Origin of the sequence: Pseudomonas sp. Root401 (assembly GCF_001425105.1) — a bacterium.
In the GTDB taxonomy this organism is placed as follows: Bacteria; Pseudomonadota; Gammaproteobacteria; order Pseudomonadales; family Pseudomonadaceae; genus Aquipseudomonas; species Aquipseudomonas brassicacearum.
In genome coordinates, this window is sequence record NZ_LMDO01000022.1 from 87713 (window position 1) to 103877 (window position 16165).

Annotated in this window: 14 protein-coding genes; 4 read left to right on the plus strand and 10 right to left on the minus strand. The window is 61.4% G+C overall.

Features of this window, described 5'->3' with window-relative positions; translation table 11 throughout:
* Positions 1–76 precede the first annotated feature (76 nt).
* On the plus strand, positions 77–2581 hold the full coding sequence (locus tag ASC85_RS16960; protein WP_057450575.1) for a TonB-dependent siderophore receptor: 2505 nt from the start codon (positions 77–79) through the stop codon (positions 2579–2581).
* Between the two features lie 127 nt (positions 2582–2708).
* On the opposite strand, the gene ASC85_RS16965 is transcribed toward ASC85_RS16960, so the two are convergent.
* Entirely contained in the window at positions 2709–3782 is a 1074-nt protein-coding gene (locus ASC85_RS16965) for a fatty acid desaturase (RefSeq protein WP_057450576.1), read from the minus strand.
* 100 nt (positions 3783–3882) lie between these two features.
* On the opposite strand from ASC85_RS16965, the gene ASC85_RS16970 reads away from it, so the two are divergent.
* Positions 3883–4887, plus strand: coding sequence for an AraC family transcriptional regulator (locus tag ASC85_RS16970; RefSeq protein ID WP_057450577.1), 1005 nt, complete (start codon positions 3883–3885; stop codon positions 4885–4887).
* A gap of 65 nt (positions 4888–4952) precedes the next feature.
* Here the strand turns inward: ASC85_RS16970 and ASC85_RS16975 are convergent, their stop codons facing one another.
* On the minus strand, positions 4953–5639 hold the full coding sequence (locus tag ASC85_RS16975; protein ID WP_057450578.1) for a Crp/Fnr family transcriptional regulator: 687 nt from the start codon (positions 5637–5639) through the stop codon (positions 4953–4955).
* An 88-nt stretch (positions 5640–5727) separates the two neighbouring features.
* On the opposite strand from ASC85_RS16975, the gene ASC85_RS16980 reads away from it, so the two are divergent.
* Complete coding sequence (locus tag ASC85_RS16980) at positions 5728–6252, plus strand: Mpo1 family 2-hydroxy fatty acid dioxygenase (protein ID WP_057450579.1); 525 nt, start codon at positions 5728–5730, stop codon at positions 6250–6252.
* A gap of 172 nt (positions 6253–6424) precedes the next feature.
* On the opposite strand, the gene ASC85_RS16985 is transcribed toward ASC85_RS16980, so the two are convergent.
* From ASC85_RS16985 to oscA, 8 genes are all read right to left on the minus strand, one after another.
* Positions 6425–8602, minus strand: coding sequence for a GMC family oxidoreductase (locus ASC85_RS16985; protein ID WP_057450580.1), 2178 nt, complete (start codon positions 8600–8602; stop codon positions 6425–6427).
* The gene (locus ASC85_RS16990; RefSeq protein WP_057450581.1) at positions 8599–9111 is read right to left on the minus strand and encodes a hypothetical protein; all 513 of its coding nucleotides are present in this window, start codon (positions 9109–9111) and stop codon (positions 8599–8601) included. The genes ASC85_RS16985 and ASC85_RS16990 overlap by 4 nt, the downstream gene beginning before the upstream one ends.
* A complete protein-coding gene (locus ASC85_RS16995; protein ID WP_057450582.1) occupies positions 9108–10469 on the minus strand; it encodes a hypothetical protein in 1362 nt (453 codons plus the stop codon). Before ASC85_RS16995 ends, ASC85_RS16990 begins: the two co-directional genes overlap by 4 nt.
* A 281-nt stretch (positions 10470–10750) precedes the next feature.
* Entirely contained in the window at positions 10751–11740 is a 990-nt protein-coding gene (locus ASC85_RS17000; protein ID WP_014335946.1) for a sulfate/molybdate ABC transporter ATP-binding protein, read from the minus strand.
* 3 nt (positions 11741–11743) lie between these two features.
* Positions 11744–12613 carry a sulfate ABC transporter permease subunit CysW gene (gene cysW, locus ASC85_RS17005; RefSeq protein ID WP_057450583.1) on the minus strand — a complete coding sequence of 290 codons (870 nt, stop codon included), beginning with the start codon at positions 12611–12613 and terminating at the stop codon, positions 11744–11746.
* Between the two features lie 12 nt (positions 12614–12625).
* On the minus strand, positions 12626–13444 hold the full coding sequence (cysT, locus tag ASC85_RS17010; protein ID WP_013692011.1) for a sulfate ABC transporter permease subunit CysT: 819 nt from the start codon (positions 13442–13444) through the stop codon (positions 12626–12628).
* Between the two features lie 177 nt (positions 13445–13621).
* A complete protein-coding gene (locus ASC85_RS17015) occupies positions 13622–14635 on the minus strand; it encodes a sulfate ABC transporter substrate-binding protein (protein ID WP_057450584.1) in 1014 nt (337 codons plus the stop codon).
* A 133-nt stretch (positions 14636–14768) separates the two neighbouring features.
* Positions 14769–14951: a sulfur starvation response protein OscA gene (gene oscA, locus ASC85_RS17020; protein WP_003186967.1), complete on the minus strand. Its 183-nt coding sequence runs from the start codon at positions 14949–14951 to the stop codon at positions 14769–14771.
* Positions 14952–15361: 410 nt separating this feature from the next.
* Between oscA and ASC85_RS17025 the strand changes: the two genes are divergently transcribed.
* Positions 15362–15820 (plus strand): DUF6124 family protein, encoded by a 459-nt coding sequence (locus tag ASC85_RS17025; RefSeq protein WP_236712372.1) that lies wholly within the window; start codon positions 15362–15364, stop codon positions 15818–15820.
* Positions 15821–16165: the final 345 nt, after the last annotated feature.

Sequence of the window (16165 nt, forward strand, 5' to 3'; positions counted from 1 at the left end):
GCGGGTTTCAGGCCGGCGTCCGGCTAGGACAGTAAGCACCCCTTATCTGCCTTCAGCGACTCCAACGGAACCTACAATGACTGAGCGCTTGCTTCTCAAGAACCCCTTCGGCTTCTCTGCGCAACCGGGCCGGTTGCGCCAGGCGATTCATGCCGCGCTGTTCTCCACTGCGCTGGGGGTCAGCGTCGTGCCGATGTTCGCGCTCGCCGCACAAAGCGGCGTGACCGCCAGCCGTCAGAGCTACAACATCGCGCCCGGCCAACTGAGCGACGTACTGAATCAGTTCGCCCGCCAGGCCGGGATCACCCTGGCAAGCACGCCGGCGCAAACCAGTGGCGTCCAGTCCCCGGGGCTCAAGGGTGAGTACTCGCCGGACCAGGCCCTGAGCCAACTGCTCAGCGGCTCGGGGCTGGTTGCCGTCAGCCAGGATGGCAGCAGCTACGTGCTGCAAACCCAGACCACTGGCAGCACGCTGGAACTGCCGACCACCGACATCAAGGGCTTCGCATTGGGTAACGCCCTGGGCAGCATGGAAGGCTACAACGCCACCCACAGCCAGGTCGCCACCAAAACCAGTACGGCCCTGCGCGAAACCTCCCAGAGCGTGTCCGTGGTCACCCGCGAACAAATGGACGACCAAGGCGCGCAAACCGTGTCCCAGGCCATGCGCTACACCCCCGGCGTGCTGACCAACCCCTACGGCGCGACCCACCGCTACGACTACGTGGCGATGCGCGGCTTCAACGACGGCTCGGTGGATAACATCTACCTCGACGGCCTCAAGTCCATGGGCGACAGCGGCACCTACAGCTCCATGCAGGTCGATCCGTACTTCCTGGAGCGGGTCGACATTCTCAAGGGCCCGTCCTCGGTACTCTACGGTCGCAGTTCGCCCGGCGGCCTGGTGGCGCTCACCAGCAAGAAGCCGCAGTACGAGGCCTATCACCAAATCCAGGCCACGGTCGGCACCCAGGGCCAACGCGGCATGGGCTTTGACTTCACCGGCCCCGTGGATGACGACAAACGCATCACCTATCGCCTGATCGGCCTGGCGGACACCTCCGACACCCAGTTCGACCATAACAAGGAAAAACGCTTCGCCCTCGCGCCCACGGTGAACATCGACTTCAGCGAGGACACCTCGCTGACCCTGCAAGCCTACCTGCAGCATGACCCCGACGGCGGCTACCACGGTGGCATGCCGGCCGACGGCACCTTGCATCAGCGCAACGGCCGGCGGATCTCCGAAAACTTCTTCGAAGGCGAGCCTGGCGTCGACGGTTACGAGCGCGACCAGCAGTCGTTCGGTTACCAGTTCGAGCACCGTTTCAACGATGTCTTCACCGCCCGGCAGAACTTCCGTTACCTGGACTCCCAGGTCACCAACGATCAGGTCTACGCCTATGGCTGGACCACGCCCACCAGCAACGAGCTGAACCGCTACTACACCGGCGCCGAAGAAAAGCTCCACTCCTTCATCGTCGACAACATGCTGCAAGCCGAATTCTTTACCGGCGCGACCAAGCACACCGTACTGATGGGCGCTGACTATCAGCGGCGCAAAACCGTGGTCGACTGGACCAGCGGCAGCCTGGCGCCAATCAACGCCTTTGACCCGGTCTACGGCAACTCGGCCATCACCTACTTCAGCCCCACCAGCTACCTGCGACGCCTGGAGCAGACCGGCGTGTACCTGCAAGACCTGGTGGAAATGGACAAATGGCGGTTCTCCCTCGGCCTGCGTCAGGACTGGGTTCAAACCTCGGATGAAAACCGCATCGCCGAATTCGGCCGCCCGGAAGGCACCGAGATCAACGACAAACGCACCAAACTCACGGGCCGCGCCGGGGCGCTGTACCTGTTCGACAACGGCCTGGCGCCATACATCAGCTACTCCGAGTCGTTCAACCCGAACTCCTACGCCGACAGTGCCGGCAATCCGCTGCCGCCCACCGATGGCAAGCAATGGGAACTGGGCCTGAAGTACCAACCGCCGGGCACCGATGATTTGTACACGGCCTCGCTGTTCCGCATCGACCAGGAAAACCTGGCGACCAAACTGCCCCAGGAAAACTTCTACCGCGCCGTCGGGGCCGTGCGCTCCCAGGGCCTGGAACTGGAAGCGCACCTGCAGTTGACCGAACAATTCAAAGTGCTGGGCAGCTACACCTTCACCGACATCGAATACTCGAAATCGATGATCAGCACCTTGAGCACCGCCACCGACATCATCGAAAACAAGGGCAACTCACCGACCCAGGCGCCGCGCCACATGGCTTCGGTCTGGGCTGACTACAAGTTCGACAGCGGCGCCCTCGATGGCCTGCGCCTCGGTGGCGGCGTGCGCTATGTCGGCTATAGCTGGGCCGATGCGGAGAACACCATGAAGGTGCCGTCCTACACGTTGTTCGATGCCTCGGTGGGGTATGACCTGGGCAAGGTCGGCTTGAAGGGCGTGGACGTGCGCCTGAACGCGAACAACCTGACCAACGAAACCTACGTCGCTTCGTGCGCCAGCCTGAGCTATTGCTACATGGGTGAAGAACGCAATGTGGCGGCGACGGTGAGCTATCAGTTCTAACCTGTTCCTCAGATCGATCGTTCCCACGCTCCCGCGTGGGAACGTCGCCAGGGACGCTCCGCGTTCCGCTTCTGGAGTGTGACGCGGAGCGTCACGGGATGCGTTCCCACGCAGAGCGTGGGGACGATCAGACCCGAACCGTATCCCCTTTCTCCCGCACCACCCCCTCTTCCCGCACAAACCGGTTCGCCCGTTCAAACGTGCCAAAATCATTGAACCGCACACCCATCTCGCGCATCACCTTATGCGCCACCGGCACCGTCAGTTGGCGAATGTAGAACGGCTCCTTCACCACGAAATGATGAATGCCATGGCTGCTGCCGAAGTTGAAGCAGAATGCCTGCAACGGCCACAGCCACCAGGGGTTGAGCACCTGGGTCTGCTGGATGACATTGCCCGGCTCGATGTCGCCGTAGTAGTGCATGTTCGAGCTGACGAAATGCAGGCAAAAGGTGCGCAACACGTTCGGGCCGATGATCACCACCGCGGCGATGTCGATCACGTGCATAACCGCCAGCGTGGTGGACGACCAATCAATTGAAGTCCCCAGCAGACTGGCGATGCCGTTGGCCCCGTGGAAACCGAGAAACACATACCAGGCCCCCCAGTGCAGCAACGCCAGCGGGAAATACACCTTCAGCGTGCGCTTGAGAATGCTGCGCTTGTGCGCCCAGGTCTTGGCCCGCAGCAGGCGGATGAAGGCCGACATCACGTTATCGCCGACCATCAGCAACCGCGCCAGTCCCCAGGGTTCGCCGTTGGTGATGGCCCGCTCCTCCATGTCGGCTTCGCTGCCGGACACCTTGTGATGGTTGAGGTGCAGGTGGCGACGGATCCACGGATTGATCGTGCTCGGCCGCGCCAGCCACACCAGGCCCATCATCAAATTGTGGGGCAGACGCTGCTTGCGAAAATACATGCTGTGGATCAGGTCGTGTTCCAGCTCGTGGGTCAGTGACGCGAAAAACGCGTTGAGCAACAGGCACGCCCACCCGGCCAGGTGACCGTTGATGTAGAGCAGCGCCGAACCGATCATCCCAGCCAGGGCGAACGCCAGGATGCCCGCGCCCAACGCATCCTGGTGGCGCAGGATCGGATAGCGCTGGCGCAATTCTTCGCCCCGGGCCAAGACCACCTGGCGAATATGGGCCGATCGTTGTTGTGCATTCAATCGCTCGGGGCTTGCGCAAGTGCCGTGCATGGCTTACATCCTCTGTTAGAGATGTGCTCATCCTGCCGGGCGTTGTCCCCTCGGGTGGTAGCCGTAAACGCCAACCTGTTGACCGCAAGCGCCAATCGTCATGACTGAACCGACTTCCCTCGCCAGCTGGACCCGCGCCCTGCGCAAACAGCTCGATGCGCTGGGCCTGGACAGCCATGCCTTGTGCGTCGAGGCCGGCCTCGACCCGCAATGGATGGACGACCCGAACGCCCGTTACCCGCTCTCGGCCACCACGCGTCTGTGGGCATTGGCCGTGCAGGCCAGCGGCGACCCGGCCATTGGCCTGCGGGTGTCGCGCTTCGTCAGCCCCACCACGTTTCACGCGCTGGGTTATGCCCTGGTGGCGAGCGGCAGCCTGCGGGAAGTGTTCGAGCGGATCGTGCGCTATCACCCGGTGGTCAGCGATGCCCTGACCCTCCAACTGATCCGCGTAGAGGACCGCTATCGCTTTAGCCTCGAGGTGCCGCCGGGCCGACCGGCGCCAGCCTTTGAAGCGATCGACGCGTTCACGGCGATTTACGTGCGCACCTGTCGCAACCGCCTCGGCCGTGATTACGCACCGCTGGCGGTGTACCTGCGGCGCCCGGAACCGGCGGACCCCAGCCCCTGGCACAAGGTATTCCGCTCGCCAGTGCATTTCGGCGCCAGGCAGGATTGCCTGGAGTTCAACCTCAGCGACTTCGACAGCCATCTGGACGACGCCAACCCGGAGCTGGCCGAACACAACGAAACCGTGCTCGAGCGCACCCTCACCCAGCTCAAGCCACTGACCTGGGAACGCAAGGTACGCGCGGCCATCGAAGCCCAATTGCCCGAAGGCGAGCCCAGCGCCGAACGCATCGCCCAGGCCATGCACCTGAGCCTGCGCAGCCTGCAACGGCACCTGGCCGACGAAGGCTGTCGCTTCGACGCATTGCTCAACGAGTGCCGGGAGAATCTGGCGCTGCTGCACCTGCGTGATCCGAATTGCTCGCTGAGTGAAGTCAGCTACCTGTTGGGTTTTGCCGATGCCAGCAGCTTCAGCCGCGCATTCAAGCGCTGGACCGGGATGACGCCGGGGCAGTTTCGGGATGGGTTGCGCTAGGGGCTTGCGGTGCCTGGGCTGGCCCTATCGCGAGCAAGCTCGCTCCCACAGGGTTCAGGTCGGTTTCAGAGCTTGGTCAGGGCCCGCAACCGCTCGATGTCGAGGATTTCGATCTCGCCGTAACCCAGGTGCAGGATGCCCTGGGCCTGCAGGTCCTTGAGGATCTGGTTGGTGGTCTGGCGTGACAGCGCGAGCATCAGCGCCAGTTGTTCCTGGGGCAGTTGCAGGAGCCGTCGCGGCGGTTCGATTTCGCCGTAGCCTTCGGCGATCATCAGCAGGCGGTGGGCCAGGCGGGCTGGCGCGGGCATCAGGCTCAGGTGTTCGAGGTTGATGAAGGTCAGGCGCAGTTTGTGGCTCATCAACAATGCCAGATGCCGCCAGTGGATCGGCTGCTCTTGCAGCAATGCCAGCAACGACGCCTGGGGCACGTACAGCAGCGTACATTGACCGACAACCACCGCATCATGAGTGCGCGGCTGGCCATCGAACAGGCAGATTTCACCGAACCAGTGGGGCGCCTCCACCACGCTCAGCAAGGCCTCCTTGCCCTGCTCGTTCACCGCACCGACGCGCACCGCGCCTTCCAGCACGGCATACAGGCCGCACGGTGGATCGCCGCGCTGGAACAGACGATGGCCCGGCGGCAGGCGGCGCACCCGCGCCATGCCCAGCAGACTATTCTGTAACTCAGCAGGCAAATGGCGGTACCAGTGGCCGGCCATCAAGTGTGAGTGCCAGGGATGCGAACTCATGGAAAACTCCGGGACAAGTGTCGGCTAACTGACAGAACGCCTTGTGGTACCTGGGCATCATGCAGGCATCACCTCAGGAGGAACAACAATGAAAAGCCTCGTCGATCATCTCAGTCAATACGCTGCCTATCATCGCGACCCGCGCAACATCGCCAGCCATTTCATCGGTATCCCGCTGATCTTCGTCGCCGTCGCCGTGCTGCTGTCACGGCCCGGCTGGCCAGTGGGCGCGATCCTGGTGTCGCCGGCGCTGCTGGTAGCGGTGGCCAGTGCCTGGTTCTACCTGCGCCTGGAATTGCGCCTGGGGGTGTTGATGACGGTGCTGCTGGGCCTGGCGCTATGGCTGGGCCAGGTGCTCGCCGCGCAAAGCACCCTGGTGTGGCTGGGCAGTGGCCTGGGGATGTTCGTGGTGGGTTGGGTGATCCAGTTCGTCGGTCACTATTACGAAGGCCGCAAGCCGGCGTTCGTCGACGACCTCACCGGGCTGATTGTCGGGCCGCTGTTTGTGGTGGTGGAAGCGGGTTTTCTGCTGGGGCTTCGCGACGACCTGAAACGGGCCATCGAAGAGCGTGTCGGGCCGGTGGCGTTGCGCAACCAGCGCTCGGCCGCCTGAAAACAACGCCATACCCCGCCTGCCCTCCTTGTGGGAGCGAACCTGTGGGAGCAAGGCTTGCCCGCGATGCAAACACCTCGGTGTAACTGATAGACCGAGGCGATACCATCGCGGGCAAGCCTTGCTCCCACAGGTTCGCTCCCGCAGGAGTTGGACCGTTACCGCTCAAGCCTTACAGCGCACCAAACTCGACCCGTATCGTCAGTGCGCCGGTGTTATCTTTCAAGCCAGACCCGTGCTGCCCGGTCAGGTCATCGTTGATGCACAGTTGCAGTTCCCCTTGCTGGTCGCCCGGAACCTGCCCCAGGTCACCCACCAGGAACGGCTTGCCATCATTGCCCACGCGACCGATCAAGGCGCCTTCGGCGGCACCGGGCAAGGCATAGCTGCTGTAGTCGATGTGCCTCGAACCCCCATTTCCATCGACATTGCCGCCTTGCGGACTGGCACACCATCGCCCACTGACATAGCGCACCAGTCGCGGTACCAACCCGTTGACCTGCACGCCAGTGCCCTGCCAGGCGACGTTGGATTGGACCTGCATCGTCACCGCCCGCAGGTCATTGGCCAGCGTATCCCCGGCCTGGAACGACAGCGCCGCAATCGTCAGGCTCGGGTTTGAGGTGCCGGTGCTGGGGAACACGCCATCGCCCACCAGGAACAGGTTCTTGTGGTCCCAACTGCGCTGGTACTTGTCCACCACAGACTTGGTGGGGTCATCGCCCATGCGATAAGTCCCCATCAGGTGGCCGGCGCCCTGGAAGCTGTAGGGCACCTTGTCGTACGTAAAACATCCAGGTCCGATGATGCCCGTCAACTCCTGGGCACCGAGCAGCTCCTCGATGATGCGTGTCGCCAGTACTTTCGCCTGCTGGAAACCCTTCATGGTGTACTCGGACAGGTTGTAGTGGATTTCCGGCCGAGGGATGCCGAGCCGGTCCGTGTACTGGGTCGAGGGCACGATGTAGCATTGGGCATGGTCGGGATCGTCCTCGACCTGCTCGACCAGGAAACCGATCCGGAACTGGCGGGTGAAGACGTCGTTGAGCTTTTGTACCAACGCCGTTCCAGATAGCAATTTATTGCTCGGGTTGGCGCCGCCATTGTTCTTCCCATCGATAAAGTCAGCGACCGTGGTGTAGGGATCACCGGCCGGCCAGTTCCAACCTTCGTTGCCAATCTCGATACGCCACGCCGCACGATCGCTGCGAAAGGCACCGTCGCGCAGGCTTTCGATGCCGGCCGTCGATAGCGGCCCCCGGTAGGGGAAAATCGCCTTGCCCTCGGGCATCAACCCCCACGCCAGATAAATGGGATGGTCAGCCAGGCCGCGCCCCACTTGCCCGCTGCTGTTGGCCACGCCGGAGTGCAGTAGCAGTTTCGGTGTTTCGATCGCATGGGCGGCGATCACATAACGTTGTCCTATTGCCACGCCGGTTCCAGTGACGGGGCCATCTTCCAATTGATATTGCTTGAACTCGATGCCATTGATATTGCTGTCAGTGCCAACGGTTACTCTGCTGGCCACGGTTCGATAAAGCACGCGGACCTTGCCAGTGTTCAACGCCTTGTTCATGGTCACGGTGGCGTCGTACTTGGCCTGGATCGGGCAGATCGGCGTGCAGTTGGTATTGCCGGCGCATACCCGGCGACCGGCATAAGGTTGGGAGTTGCGCCCAGCCGGCGTCGGGCTGACTACCAGCGGCAGGCTATCGAACGTCTGTCCCGTGACAGCCGTGACAAAGCTGCCATCGACCAGCGACAACGGAATGCTGCGCATCGGGAATGCATAACCCTCGGGAAAGGTCATGCCCAGATAGCCTTGGTCGGCGACGTTGGCCGACACACCGATTTCCGCTTCCGCCCGGCAATAGGCGCTTTGCAGATCGTCATAACCTATCGGCCAATCCACCCCGACGCCATACTTGGACCGCAGGCGAAAATCGTTCGGCACCATGCGCAGACAGGTTCCGACCCAATGCCATGTCGTGCCGCCACCCACCCGTTCGTAAGTGCTCGTAAAGGGCAGCGGGCCTTTCTGGACCAAGTAGCTGACCGCCGGGTTGTTCCAGTTGCCATTGAGCAGATCGGCAATGGTCGCCCGTGGAGCGTTCAGTTCGGCCGGCCCCTTGAGATGTGGGTCCAGTGTCGTGCTTGGGGGATAAGGGGACTCAGGGGTTTTCAGCGTCGCGGTATAGAAACGCTCCAGATACTGGGCACGATTGACCGGTATCTCCGGCCCCGATTCGAGTACCAGTACATCAATACCGGCCATAGCCAACTGATAGGCAATGATGCTACCGGCCAGGCCTGCGCCAACGATCACCACTTCGGCTTGTTCGGTACTCATGACAACGCTCCTTGCTGTCCGTTGGCGGATACACCGGTCAAATCTTCAAGGCTGGAAGGCGCGCTGTTCCAATACCCAAAAAACGATTCGCTGTAGCCCATCGGGTGAGCCTGGGCGATTTTCCAGGCCCAGCTGTGGATGTAGGCCTGATCGGACACCACCGCCGAATCATCTTTCTTGAAAGGCGCCATATCGAACGGTTGATACCAGACGCCCAACAACCACAGTTTCATGATCGAGCGCGCGGCGAGTACCGTGTGTGGAATCGTCGGTTGCATGTTGAACTTCAGTATCTGCTGGGCGATCTGGTCGGGCGGTACATGGTCCGCCACCAGCGTGGAGTATTGAGTCAAGAGCGCGTTGAGCACGTCGGAAGGAACTCGCGCAGTGACGTAATCGAGAAAGATCGGCGGCAAACCGACCGGGTCGATCTGCGGTGCCAAACGGTCCGTCGAGATGCCAATAAGGGCTGATGACAGGCCTACGAAATTATCCAGATTGCTGCTCATTGCTTGGCTCCTTGTCCACTGGTGGACTGTGCGCGTTCGAGCAAATAGGTGAAATCCGCGAAGCTGGTACGCGGCGACTCGGTGACATGGGTGGCTGCATTGCCGTGGCAAGCCATGCAACTGGAAGACGCCTGGGGCACGGTGCCCTGGATGTAGGTCTCCAGCGTGGCGTTGGCCAGGAACGAGGGCGCAGGACTGCCCAGCGGATTGGCCGCCGATATCTGGCAGTTCTTGGGCGGGTCTGACGGCCATTGGGTACTGATCAGTTGATAGTTCGCCCAGACGCTCTTCGGGTTCACCGTACGCAACAGGTCTTGATACGTAGCGTTCAGTTTTTTGGTGGCCTCGGTGAGCGGCACGTCGCGCACGATCTGCGAGGGCGTAGCCTTGACCGCCGGGTTCCATGGCCGTGGCGGCGGCTGGTTGATGTCGCTTGTGCTGGCTGCGTTGTAGAACAGATAAGGCCCCGTCCGCTGGGCAACGGGCGTGGTTTTTTCCGGCACGTTTTTCACATGCTCGAAGGTTGACCAGACCCATTGCGCGGCGCTGGTTGTCTTATGGACCATGTGCAATCCCACCAACCCGACCGGCTCGGACACGCACGACTGCGCGACAATCGGCCCATGGCTCGGGTCGTTGTTCCCGGGGGTGTAGACCAGCGCATCGACGGTGTGAAAGTCCTGGCGATTGTCGTTGGGGCCCAGCACTTTCCACGACGCCTTCACCATCACCGCGCCGACCTGTTTGGTCTCGGTGGACCCGCAGCTGAAGGCCACGGTGTTGTTCGCATTGGCGGCGAAGAACTTCTGCTGGCCTTCGATGCTGTACAGGCCGTTGTCGACGATGCCGTTGAACATCGATTGGTTGACCACGATTTCGTTGCGCGTGTAGGTGCCGTTCTGGTCCACCAGCGGGCCGCTCTCGAAGGGCTGGATAAATTCATCCAGCACATCGGGCACCTTGCCCATTTGCTGCAACAGGCGACCGGGCTTGAGCGACTTGCACGCTTCGGGCAGGGTCGCCGGGGCATTCCAGGGCAACGGCGTCTGGCCCTTGGCGCGGAAAATCTGGTAGCTCTCTTTCCAGCTTTCCCACACCGTGGCGCCATCCTGCTTGCCGATGGAAGTGCCGGTATTCGGGTCGCCGTTATCCAGCGCCGGCCAGTTCAGGGCAATGAAGGTCTGCCACGACAGCTCATCGAAATTGGCTTGCAGGCTGATCAGCGAAACGGGGTTGGTCACTGTGACATCGAAGGGTATCTGGGGGGACAACGAGGGGGCGGCGCTGGCGGCCGGGGCCAGCAAGACGCCTAACAATGCACAGCCAAGCGGGCCATGCCGACTGACTTCCACTCTCATACTCATCTCCTTGGCATCAGGCGCCAGGAGATAACACCGGTCCGTCATTGGACTCTCACTGCCTCCTGGCAAGTCAGAGTCTAGGTAGGGTTTGGGCGGGGAAAAGGCATTGGCGTAGAACCAATCGAAACAAGGGTGGACGGGGTTATTCAGATTCTGATCAGGGGCCAGTGAGGACGCCATCGCGAGCAGGCTCGCTCCCACAATGGATCTGCGTCACACACAAATCCCCTGTGGGAGCGAGCTTGCTCCGGGCGGCGTTCCGACGATGCTTTTTTGCTTTATAGGTTGGCGACTTTCTGCCAGACCTTCGGCTTGAAGAACAGCGTCTCGCCCTTCGCCAGGCCCACCAGGCTGTCGTGATCCTTCACCACTTCCGCTTCGATCAGTTCACTCTGGCCTTCCACCTTCAGGGTCACCCGAGTGGTGGCGCCGAGCGGACGAATGTCGCGCACTTCCGCGGCGTGGTGGTCTTCCAGCTCCGAGCGCGACAGCGACACTTCGTGAGGGCGGAACAGCACATGCCGGTCCTCACCCAAGTGCAGGCGGTTCGAGTCGCCGAGGAAGTGGTACACAAAGTCGCTGGCCGGGTTTTCGTAGACGTCGCCCGGCGAGCCGATCTGCTCGATCACGCCTTTGTTCATCACCACGATCCGGTCGGCGACTTCCATGGCTTCTTCCTGGTCGTGGGTCACGAACACCGAGGTCAGGTTGATGTCCTCGTGCAGCCGCGCCAGCCAGCGGCGCAGTTCCTTGCGGACCTTGGCGTCGAGGGCGCCGAACGGTTCATCCAGCAGCAACACCTTGGGCTCCACCGCCAGGGCGCGGGCCAGGGCGATACGCTGGCGCTGGCCGCCGGACAACTGCTCGGGGTAACGGTCGGCGAGCCAGTCCAGTTGCACCATGTTCAACAGCTCGTGGACTTTGGTCGCGATCTGGCTTTCGTTCGGGCGCTGGTTCTTGGGCTTCATGCGCAGGCCAAAGGCAACGTTGTCGAACACCGTCATGTGACGGAACAAGGCGTAGTGCTGGAACACGAAACCGACGTTGCGATCACGCACGTCGTGGCCGGACACGTCCTCGCCGTGGAACACGATGCTGCCTTGGTCCGGGGTTTCGAGGCCGGCGATGATCCGCAGCAGAGTGGTCTTGCCGCACCCCGACGGGCCCAGCAGCGCCACCAGCTCGCCGCTCTGGATATCCAGGCTGATCTCATCCAGGGCCTTGAAGGCGTGGAAATTCTTGCTAACGTTACGGACTTCGATCGACATGACTTATTCCTCCGCGGCGCTGGCGCGCAGGCGGTTGATTCGGTTTTCGCTCCACTGCTTGAGCAGCAGGATGAAGAGCGCCAGGATCAGCAACAGGCTCGCCACAGCGAACGCGGCCACGTGGTTGTATTCGTTGTAGAGGATCTCGACGTGCAGCGGCAGGGTGTTGGTCACCCCGCGAATGTGCCCGGACACCACCGACACCGCGCCAAACTCGCCCATGGCCCGGGCGGTACACAGCACCACGCCATAGATCAGGCCCCACTTGATGTTCGGCACGGTGACATGCCAGAACATCTGCCAGCCATTGGCGCCGAGCAAGCGCGCGGCCTCTTCTTCCTGGGTGCCCTGCTCCTGCATCAGCGGGATCAGCTCACGGGCCACGAACGGTACGGTGACGAAGATGGTCGCCAGGACGATCCCCGGCAGCGCAAACACGATCTGGATGTCGTGATCCGACAGCCACGGCCCGAACAGGCCCTGGGCGCCGAACATCAGCACGTAAACCAGGCCCGCGATCACCGGCGACACCGAGAACGGCAGGTCGATCAGCGTCACCAGCATGCTCTTGCCACGGAATGAATATTTGCTCACGCACCACGCGGCACTGACGCCGAACACCAGGTTCAGCGGCACCGAGATCAGCACCGCAACCACCGTGAGTTTCAACGCCGACAGTGCGTCGGGTTCGAAGATCGCCGTGAAGAACGCCCCCAGCCCGAGCTTCAGGCCCTGGGACACCACGATGAACAGCGGCAACAGCAGAAACAGCGCAAAAATCAGCCAGCCGAGGCCGATCAGCACGCGCCGCGACGCTGCACTGCCACGGCGAGCGGCATTGGTGGAGGCTGCGGAAATAGACGATTGGGACATGTTCGCGCCTCCTTAAGGGGTTTCAATGCGCCGCTGCAGCAGGTTGATCAGCAGCAACAGGACGAAGGAAACCACCAGCATCAGCACGCCGATGGAGGTGGCGCCGGTGTAGTCGTATTGGTCGAGCTTGACCATGATCAGCAGCGGCAGGATCTCGGTTTTCATCGGCATGTTGCCGGCGATGAAAATCACCGAACCGTACTCGCCCACGCCACGGGCAAAGGCCAGGGCGAAGCCGGTCAACCAGGCCGGCAACAACGCCGGCACGAGGATGTGGCGGAACACCTGCCATGGCTTGGCGCCGAGGCAGGCGGCGGCTTCTTCGACTTCACGGGGAATATCGGCGAGCACCGGCTGCACCGTGCGCACCACGAACGGCAACGTCACGAAGGTCAGCGCCAGGGTGATGCCCAGCGGCGTATAGGCGATCTTGAAGCCCAGGTCGGTGGCGAACTGGCCGACCAGGCCCGTCGGCGCATACAACGCCGTCAGGGCAATACCGGCCACGGCGGTGGGCAACGCGAACGGCAGGTCGATCATCGCGTCGATGATCTTGCGGCCGGGGAAGGTGTAGCGCACCAGCACCCAGGCCAGCAGCGTACCGATCACGCCGTTGATGATCGCGGCGTACAGCGCGGTGCCGAAACTGAGTTTCAAGGCCGCCAGCACACGCGGCGCCGAAATGATCGCCCAGAACTGTTCCCAGGTGAGTTGGGCGGCATGCACGAACATCGCCGCCAGGGGTATGAGCACAATCAGACTGAGGTACACCAGGGTGTAGCCCAGCGTCAGCCCGAAGCCGGGTATGACGGGGGATATGCGACGCGACATAAAGGTCCTTGGTTAAAAACACTAAACATGGAAGCAAGACTGGGTGGGAGCAAGGCTTGCCCGCGATAGAGGCGACTCGGTTTCTGAAGGACCGCATCGCATCCATCGCGGGCAAGCCTTGCTCCCACAAAATCCCCTCACCACAAATTCGGTGTCTGGCTTTAGCTTTGTTTCAGCTTACTGCGCCTGATAGATCTGGTCGAACACGCCGCCATCGTTGAAGAATTTCGGTTGGGCTCTTTTCCAGCCGCCGAAGTCCTTGTCGATGGTCACCAGTTCCACCTTCGGAAATTGCCGGGTGTACTTGGCGGCCACATCCTTGTCACGCGGGCGATAGTAGTTTTTCGCGGCGATTTCCTGGCCAGCCGGGCTGTACAGGTGCTTGAGGTACGCCTCGGCGATCTCGGCATTGCCCTTTTTCTCGGCATTCTTGTCCACCACCGCCACGGGCGGTTCGGCGAGGATCGACAGCGACGGCACGACAATGTCGAACTTGTCCGCACCACCGTCCTCTTTCAACGCCAGGAAGGCTTCGTTTTCCCAGGCCAGCAACACGTCGCCCTGACCGTTGTTGACGAAGGTAATGGTCGAGCCACGGGCACCGGTGTCGAGGATCGGCACATGCTTGAACAGCGCCTGCACGTATTCCTTGGCCTTGGCTTCGTCACCCCCGTTGGCCTTCAGGCCATAGGCCCAGGCGGCGAGGAAGTTCCAGCGCGCACCGCCGGAGGTCTTCGGGTTCGGGGTGATGACCGACACGTCGTTCTTGATCAGGTCGCCCCAATCCTTGATGCCCTTGGGGTTGCCCTTGCGCACCAGGAACACAATGGTGGACGTGTAGGGGGTGCTGGCTTCCGGCAGGCGTGTTTGCCAGTCCGCCGGCAGGGATTTGCCCAGCTTGGCGATTTCATCGATGTCACCAGCCAGGGCCAGAGTCACCACGTCGGCCCGCAGACCATCGATCACCGCCCGGCCTTGCTTGCCCGAACCACCGTGGGACTGCTGGATCTTCACGCTGTCGTCCGGGTGCGCTTTCTTCCAGAAACTGGCGAATTCGGCGTTGTAATCCTGATAAAGCTCACGCGTCGGGTCGTAGGACACGTTGAGCAGCTCGTAATCCTTGGCGACGGCGGAACCTGCAAAAACAGCACTGGCCAGCGCGGCCAGGGCATAACGACGAATGGACGACATGGTGAAAGCTCCTGGAATTCTGGTTTTTATGGCTTCTGGAAATCGAGTGGCTTGTAAAAAGATCGCAGCCTTCGGCAGCTCCTACACCTAGCCCCCGTAGGAGCTGCCGAAGGCTGCGATCTTTTGGCTTTCTTCAAGACGGCTTATGACTCGGCTGCTGCAGCCGGAATTTTTCCTTGCGCTCGATCTGGACCACCTGGGCGTTGTGCACGGTGATTTCCACCGCCCCAAAACGCAGATCGCGCAATGCGCTCTGGATCTCGCGCAAGATGGTTGCTTCGTCCTGGCCGTCAACGCTACGTAGAGATGCGCTCATGCTGCTGCTCCTTTGAATGAATGCCTGGCAGTGGGCGGCACTGCTTGCGGCGTGGGAGCAATACTAGATAAGTGCAGATATTCTTAAAAAGACTATTTAAGAATTTTTATATAACCAAAATTACAGAAAGTAGCCGACGTCCTACAGCAGGGGTGATTGGGGGCGTTTCCCTGCCAAACCCTCGGATATTTCCTCCAAAACGCCGGGCTGTTCATGAACTAGGCACCCTGGTTTTGCACCGCTAACCTTGATTCGTCATCGCAAAAAACGGTGACACGGACGTGCAAGTCCGGGTAAACACCAACCCTTAATGCTTCTAGCCATTCGTGGCGCATTCGCGCCCGTGTTTTATGGCGGCTGTGTTCGGGAGATCTTCGGATCTGCCGAGTTTTGGGTACGGTTGCTCGGTCTTGCACACTCGCACACAGCTGCCACCCTTCATTGCGTGCAAGCGATCCAGGGCGGTTCTCTATAGGGAACCTACCCATGTTCAAACCTACGCCGAATCCTCCGCAAAACAGCCACAAATCCCGCGTCCAAGCGCAGGAAGAAAAAAGCTCGATGACGCCGCCACCCGCGCCCTCGACTACTACCTCAAGCCCAAGCCCGCCTTACCGCCTGAACCCGACAACACCAAGCTGTTCATCGTCGCCCCTCACATCGACACCGAAACCCTGCTCGCCAACGCCTCCGAAGACCTGCTCTCCATCAGCACCATCGCCGCCGACCTGGTTGACGACGTGGATGACTCACGCCGCTGCGTCGCCCTGGCGATCAGCCGCATGGCCGATGGGGTGCAGTTGTTGGTTGAGCGGGCGTTGGATCATCTGGAAACCAAGGAGATGGCGGCGTCTGGGGCCAAGGGGTAGCGCTTGCATTGATGCAAGCTGAGCCGACGCCATCGCGAGCAAGCTCGCTCCCACAGGGTTCTGCGTCGAACCGAATCTCAAGTTCAACGCCAATCCATTGTGGGAGCGAGCCTGCTCGCGATAGCGGTGCATCAGTCCTTATCAATGCCAACTGAACAGACGCCTTCGCGAGCAGGCTCGCTCCCACAGTTGGATTGGGATACGGCTGGAGAGATAGGTCGGCTGTCAGGCCGCCTTCGCGAGCAAGCTTTGCTCCCACAGGTCCTGCTCAAACAGATCTGAGGGGTGTACGATCAGGAGAGCCAGGTCGGCTGTCAGGCCGCCTTCGCGAGCAAGCTTTGCTCC

Bases quoted from the DNA above. Each gene is read 5' to 3' on its own strand.
- ASC85_RS16960 (WP_057450575.1), top strand. From the start codon at position 77: ATGACTGAGCGCTTGCTTCTCAAGAACCCCTTCGGCTTCTCTGCGCAA.
- ASC85_RS16965 (WP_057450576.1), bottom strand. From the start codon at position 3,782: ATGCACGGCACTTGCGCAAGCCCCGAGCGATTGAATGCACAACAACGA.
- ASC85_RS16970 (WP_057450577.1), top strand. From the start codon at position 3,883: ATGACTGAACCGACTTCCCTCGCCAGCTGGACCCGCGCCCTGCGCAAA.
- ASC85_RS16975 (WP_057450578.1), bottom strand. From the start codon at position 5,639: ATGAGTTCGCATCCCTGGCACTCACACTTGATGGCCGGCCACTGGTAC.
- ASC85_RS16980 (WP_057450579.1), top strand. From the start codon at position 5,728: ATGAAAAGCCTCGTCGATCATCTCAGTCAATACGCTGCCTATCATCGC.
- ASC85_RS16985 (WP_057450580.1), bottom strand. From the start codon at position 8,602: ATGAGTACCGAACAAGCCGAAGTGGTGATCGTTGGCGCAGGCCTGGCC.
- ASC85_RS16990 (WP_057450581.1), bottom strand. From the start codon at position 9,111: ATGAGCAGCAATCTGGATAATTTCGTAGGCCTGTCATCAGCCCTTATT.
- ASC85_RS16995 (WP_057450582.1), bottom strand. From the start codon at position 10,469: ATGAGAGTGGAAGTCAGTCGGCATGGCCCGCTTGGCTGTGCATTGTTA.
- ASC85_RS17000 (WP_014335946.1), bottom strand. From the start codon at position 11,740: ATGTCGATCGAAGTCCGTAACGTTAGCAAGAATTTCCACGCCTTCAAG.
- cysW (WP_057450583.1), bottom strand. From the start codon at position 12,613: ATGTCCCAATCGTCTATTTCCGCAGCCTCCACCAATGCCGCTCGCCGT.
- cysT (WP_013692011.1), bottom strand. From the start codon at position 13,444: ATGTCGCGTCGCATATCCCCCGTCATACCCGGCTTCGGGCTGACGCTG.
- ASC85_RS17015 (WP_057450584.1), bottom strand. From the start codon at position 14,635: ATGTCGTCCATTCGTCGTTATGCCCTGGCCGCGCTGGCCAGTGCTGTT.
- oscA (WP_003186967.1), bottom strand. From the start codon at position 14,951: ATGAGCGCATCTCTACGTAGCGTTGACGGCCAGGACGAAGCAACCATC.